3 protein-coding genes and 1 pseudogene are annotated in these 6,065 nt (G+C 58.3%); 2 read left to right on the top strand and 2 right to left on the bottom strand.

The features are described from left to right. Positions 1 to 499: 499 nt before the first annotated feature. Positions 500 to 1,639, bottom strand: coding sequence for a porin (locus EN949_RS32010; RefSeq protein WP_063169258.1), 1,140 nt, complete (start codon positions 1,637 to 1,639; stop codon positions 500 to 502). A 681-nt stretch (positions 1,640 to 2,320) separates the two neighbouring features. On the opposite strand from EN949_RS32010, the gene EN949_RS32005 reads away from it, so the two are divergent. Both EN949_RS32005 and hemN read left to right on the top strand, forming a co-directional pair. Beyond that, complete coding sequence (locus EN949_RS32005) at positions 2,321 to 2,677, top strand: hypothetical protein (protein ID WP_024505577.1); 357 nt, start codon at positions 2,321 to 2,323, stop codon at positions 2,675 to 2,677. Positions 2,678 to 3,141: 464 nt separating this feature from the next. Further along, positions 3,142 to 4,468 (top strand): annotated as a pseudogene (gene hemN, locus EN949_RS32000) (oxygen-independent coproporphyrinogen III oxidase). 234 nt (positions 4,469 to 4,702) lie between these two features. Here hemN and EN949_RS31995 read toward each other — a convergent pair. Continuing rightward, on the bottom strand, positions 4,703 to 6,065 hold a 1,363-nt coding region (locus EN949_RS31995), incomplete at its 5' end, for an MFS transporter (RefSeq protein ID WP_127371895.1).

Here is a 6,065-nt window from a genome sequence, read left to right as displayed (position 1 = left end):
ACGCAGCGGTGTGAGACGGGCATTCTTGTGGATGTTCATTCGGACCCTCCGATGGATGCTGAAGCGTGGTAACTCCAGTCTCCTCGGTCCGGTCCGAATGGACAACCTCTCGAAAGCTCACACCTAGGATGGGTGCTGCCACGCGGCTCGGACTCAGCGTGCATTATCACGTAAATGTTGAGAGAATGAATGGCGCCGCGAAGGGCAATTCCAGCCGTCCAAAGCGACAGGCGTGTCGCGGCCTCGACATTGCAGTGGCGCTTACCTAACACGGCCTCACACTGCCCTCTAAACGGCCCCGAATTTGAACTGACGGCCCCTGGCCGGTTCATCGGGCAGGTCAAGGGCTAGGTGTAGTACACAGGGCTCATAACTTTCAGTTTCTAGTTGGTACGATGGGCCGTGGACGGTCGATGCAGACTTCAAGATGGCGAACGAAGCTCTCCATGCGTGCGTTGTCGAGGCAAGTGCCTTTGCCATGCTCGCGACTGGAGAGATTTCAAAATGAGCCTTGTAAGCGGAGAATGCCGCCGACGCTGTTCGGCTTGCTCGTGCCCTTGACGGCGGTAGGCTCGGCAGGGCCGAGGCCAGAGTTGCCGTAGTGGTCGTAATCGACCTCGGCTGTGACCGTGAAGCCGGGAACGACCATGTAGGCGACGTTTGCAGCCACACCAGCATCCTTGAGCTGATCACCCGAGACCTGAAGGTTGAACGAAGTTTTCTCGTCAAACTCGTAGGTGGCGCCCGCCCAGAAAGCCCACTGGCCGTTCCAGATTTTGTACGAGCCGCGCCCATGATTGGCAATTGCGCCGTTTGAGTCCTCGTTGAGACTGGCATTGGAACCGTAGCCGAAGAGTCCAAACAGCGACAGCTGGTTTGTGACAGCGACGTCGACGCGGATCTTGCCGGCAAAAGCTTCGTAATTGCTGTCATAAGCCGCGACGCCGATGATCGAGCCCCAGCCTTGCGTGTATTTCAAGCCGGCGACAACGTGCGGAATATAGCTGTCGATAGTACCGGCTGAGCCCGATCCTTGTTCGAGCGAAATCACAGTCGAAATGCCGTTGCCGGCGTCGAAGTGGTACTGAGCCACGTTGGTGTCGAAGCCGGCCGACGGAACGAGCATACTATCGAGAACGTTGCCAGCGTAGCTTGCAAACGTATCGAAGGCCGACCCCTCCTTGCCAACTCGCAGGCCTCCCAGCTCGACCCAGGCAGAAGCCAGTGCGAGGCCGCTGTTGAAATCATAGTTCTGAGGACTGTCATGCGAGTTAGCGCTGTTGCCAAAATTCACCTGGGTTTCGGTATAGGTCGTCAACGCGCCGAGCTCGGTCTGCTGGCCGGTCCAAGTTTTGAACGTGAAGCGTGTGCTGTTTCGCCAAGTGCCTTGGTCCTCGCCAGTTCTCACGTCCGAGGTTCTTGCGCTGTCATACGATCGGACGTCACCCAGGCCGATATCGTAACGGACATAGCCGCCGATGCGCAGGCAGGTCTCGGTGTTGGGAATATAGGAATATCCCGAGCCGAGGACGTCGCAGATCTTGATGTACTCGGCCGGTTCCCGCTCGGCGCCAGCTGCTCGACCGACGGAAATGGTCATCAGAGCAGTTAAGCCGAGAAGAGGACTCTTGATGTACATGTCTAGATCTCCATGAAGGAATAAAAAGGATAGAGGCGAAAGAGCAAGCTTTTCCTCTAAATTTTGTGCGTGTTGTCTCCAATATGTGGACGCCAAAGCGCTTGACACGAGAGGTGAGCCAGCGTAAAAGCCACATGTACTTATAATAGTGTTTTCTGCTAGGAGATTCATTATCGTTTACATGTGAAACACTCCGGTCGGACCGCTGCAGCTCTCCGAATAGAGCAGCAAGCGACATGCCAACCTGAAGCGTAGATGCGGCCGACACCAAAATCGGGCCGACGCGCCTTCGTCTCGCTGGAATCACTTTTTTTGAGGGTCACTGCGAAAAGAAATGTGCGACACGGTTCGCCATGTTCGATATGTGACAGTCTCGTTTAACAGCGACGGCTTCCCGTCTGACCGCAACGGAGGCCGCGCCATCCGCTACCGAGAAGGATCACTGCGCGTACGCTCCGCAAGGGCTGCGCCAGGAACAGAGGGCGTGCACGTCCGAGGCGTCGCATGGTGGCCGCAGCACCTTTTCGCCGCTGTAAGTTCGCCGTGCAGGTACATTGCGCGGCCGGAAGCGAGAGGGAGCGCACCCTGAAACGGCTGCCTACGGCTCGCCTCGAGTAATTGGCGATGAACAGTATTCTCGAGAACTTAGTCTCGACGGAAAGAGCAACGAAAGGAAGCCGCTTGGACGAGCACGATCCGAAGGAAGAACCGATCGAGACCATTTTCCGCAACGGCACAATCACTGCCGTGGGTATCCTGCTTGCCTTTTCCCTCGGCTTCCTCACTCATTGGGCCGCGAACCCCTTGCCATGGCAACTCTACGATCTGTTCGCCGTAGTGCCGATCCTGCTCGGCATCGCACTGCAGATGAGAGCGCTGTCCATGCTGCTCGACATGAGTTCCTTGCGGCGCCCCATCTACGAACGCGCCAATCGCATTTTCATGGTCGGCCTCATCCAGACCGCGTGTGGCGTCGGCATGGCCATCTTGGTCGATCTTTTCGGGATATCGGTAGGGGGCACGCTGCCCGGCGCTTGACGACAAGCCACACCGCTCTTCGCTCGAAGCGACGTCAAGCCGGGGAACCTTGTGCACCCCCTAGCGGCGTCCTCCTTTCATCAAATGAGCCGACGTCAGCTTTAGAGCGTCTCGGTGGCTAAAGCCGGTATGGTTTTTCGGCCGGCAGGGAAGGCCGCTGGCTGGACCTGGATGGCGTCTGAACGAGGCTTGACAGGTCCGTTGCGTCGGACATGAATTTCGCATTGCAAAGTTCTTCCGCAGACGCCTCAAGCACACTGCACTGGCGTCACGTACTCAGACGTTGAATGCGGCACCGCACCATCACCTCAGGCGCAACCATGGCACGCGCGCTCCCCGGCGTGGTTGACCCCATCCTGTCCAAACGAGACTGCGACATAAGCGGGACGCACTGACTTAGGTCAGAGACCAGGACGAGCGCGCAACGAAAGAATGATGGATGAGCGACGTGGGATGACAGCTCCTTGCACACCTCAATCCTGACAAAGTACCGGGACCCCCGGCCGCCTTGGTATACCATCTATCCGACTGTGCCAGACTTCTCTGCGGCAGTTGGTGCTGACGATTATGAGGAATGGCTGGGGGGCCTCCCGGCCGACGAATCGGTGTCGCTCTATTTCCACATTCCGTTTTGCCGATCCATGTGCTGGTATTGCGGCTTCCCTACCGCGGTCATCCGTCGCAACGGCCCGATCCTTAATTATTTAGCGGTGCTGCGTCAGGAGATCAGTTTGGTGTCGGAGCAAGTGCGGCAAGGGCTGCCGGTGAGCGATGTGCATTTCGGCGGCGGAACGCCTCACCTTATCGGGCCAGCCGAGCACTTGGCGCTGATGGAATTTCTACGCCGCCACTTCGCTTTCAGCAAAACTGCTGCGATCGCCGTGGAGATCGATCCCCGAACGTTCACACCGGAAATGGCCGAAGCCCTGGCAGCTAACGGTGTCAACCGCGCGAGCATCGGATGCAGAGCTTTGATCCCGATGTGCAAAGGCGATCAATCGGATCCAGAGTAAGGTGCAGACGGCCGCTGCAGTCCAAAATCTCCGCCGGCATGGCGTTGGCCATATCAACTTCGACCTCATCTTCGGTCTACCGAAACAGACTGTGCAGTCCTGCATCCAGACCGCGATGGCTGCGGTCGCCATGCGCCCCAACCGGCTTGCGGTGTTCGGATACGCGCATATTCCTTCCGTGATAAAGAATCAGCGCCTAATCGAGCAGGCAGGTCTACCGGACGGCGATCTTCGCGCCGAACAGGCTGCAACTGTCGCCGAGACACTGGTTGGCGCTGGCTACCGGGAGATCGGGCTCGATCATTTCGCTCCGCCGGACGACGAACTTGCGCTAGCGCCAGAAGACCGGGCGCCTACGGCGTAATTCGCTGGGATACTCGGCCGATACTTGCAAAACGTGATCGGCTTCGGCGCGTCGGCTATTGGCCGAGTCCGCGAGGGGTATGTTCAGAACGAAGTAACACGGGATTCTTACGCCCGGCACATCGCAAGTGGACGTCTGGCGACATCAAAGGGTCACCGTCTGACCGACGATGACCGGGTGCGCGCAGCGATCATCGAGCGACTGATGTGCGATTTGGAGGCCGACGTGCCGACCATCTGTGCCGCCCACGAAATCGAACCAGCTCGTTTTCTCGATTCAGTTGAGAGTTTGGTGACGCTGGCTGAGGAGGGGATCCTGGACGTCGAAAACGGCTTCATCCGCGTGCGGCCGGAGCACCGCTTTGTTGTTCGCGCCGTTGCTGCTGCATTCGATGCTTTTCTCGCGAATCGATGAGTTGAGGCCACGACGCCGAAAGGCATCAGACCTTGTTTGGCGCTCGTCGGCATGGGCTCTCGCAGAAGACTCCGCAAGCGTATGCAGGGGACTTCCACTTGACGCCGCGTTCACCATCATCTCGCCTGGGTGCGCGCGAAAGCGCACAACCCGGAGCACGCTGCTCTCGGTGTGAGGCTGTGCTCTGCAAAGCACCGGTGATCCACCCTGTCCCTGGACAGCAGCTTGATGGCGTCATCTTGGAGGACGAGAAAAGATTGTCGAGGTACGGGTACGAATTGCCTCGGTCGTCCGTTCAATCGAAAGCACTGTCTGCGGAGGCACCTCTCCTTCATGCAGTGACAGGAGATGCTGGGCGACTTCCTTATCTGCTGCGGTGAGTCGATGATTTAGGCGGAGAAAGTCCATCCAGGTGGGGGTGCGGAATGTCTCCGTCCAAAGTGACGGTGTTTGCAGATTTCGCTGGAGCGTCCAGTTTCGTGCACCGGCACGGCTCTGGACGTGTCGCCGCGTGCGCATGGAGCCCAGAAAGGCCTCGATATTTTCCTCCGATATCAAATACTCGACCTTGGCCACGATAGGGCCACTTCTGGGTTTCAGATCGAGAGCCACGTCCGGCGGATGAAAAACTGAACTTTCTTGATCGGTTTCTTCCCAGGGACGGACCGGCAACACGATCCCCGCTGCTGCAACCAGCAACAGAGCGCCTGCGGCGCCCTCCAATGCTGAGGTCAAGGAATAGTTTTGCGCGACAGAACCCCAGATCCAGCTGCCAGCAGCCATACCGCCTGCGCTCAAGGCGTAGTAAATGGAGAGCGTGCGGCCTACAACCCACCTTGGGCTTGCCAACTGCACCGACACGTCAATGCCCGTCCAGGTGATAAGCCAACCCGCTCCGCCGAGCGCCAGCGAAATGGCCGCCACAGGAAGCGACGATGTAAGGGCAAGGGAGAGGCAACAGACTGCACAAGCCACAGAGGCGAAGGCCACCAGCCTGTTTTGAGACGTGACCTTCCTCAAGAAGCCGTTGCCCATACCCGCGATGAAAGCACCCATGCCGAAGCCGGCCAATAAGATACCGTAGACAATTGGCCCACTCTTCAACTGATCCCGGACGACGAGGGGGAGCAACGCCAGAATGGAGATGCTTGCCAACCCGAAAAGAGCGGCTCGGGCGGTCGCTGCCCTGATCTCCAAAGACATCGCCGTAAAGCGCACTCCGTCATGAATTGCCGTCGTCATTCTCTCACGAGGGAGAGGCGAAGAGCGGACCTCCCATTTGGTGCGCCATATCGCGCTTATGGGCGCCAGATCACTCACCGCAGCCAAGGCGAAAGCGGCCAGCGGCCCAAAGACGGCCAGGATCACGCCCCCCAAGGCTGGACCAACGCTGCGCACAATGTTGTATCCGACGGACATAAGCGTCACTGCGGCCGGAATGTCGCGTTTGTGAAGGATATCGCCGACCGAAGCGTGCCAAGCCGGATCATTCAAGGCAAAGCCGCAGCCGGCCAGGAAACCTAACCCGAGAATCAGCCAAGGACTGACAAATCCCAGACCCACAGAAATCATCAGCGTCGTCGACGCCGATGCTATC

The sequence above is a fragment of the Mesorhizobium sp. M7A.F.Ca.US.007.01.2.1 genome (genome assembly GCF_003998165.1).
GTDB lineage: Bacteria > Pseudomonadota > Alphaproteobacteria > Rhizobiales > Rhizobiaceae > Mesorhizobium > Mesorhizobium ciceri.
This window is presented reverse-complemented; position numbering and strand designations above follow the sequence as displayed.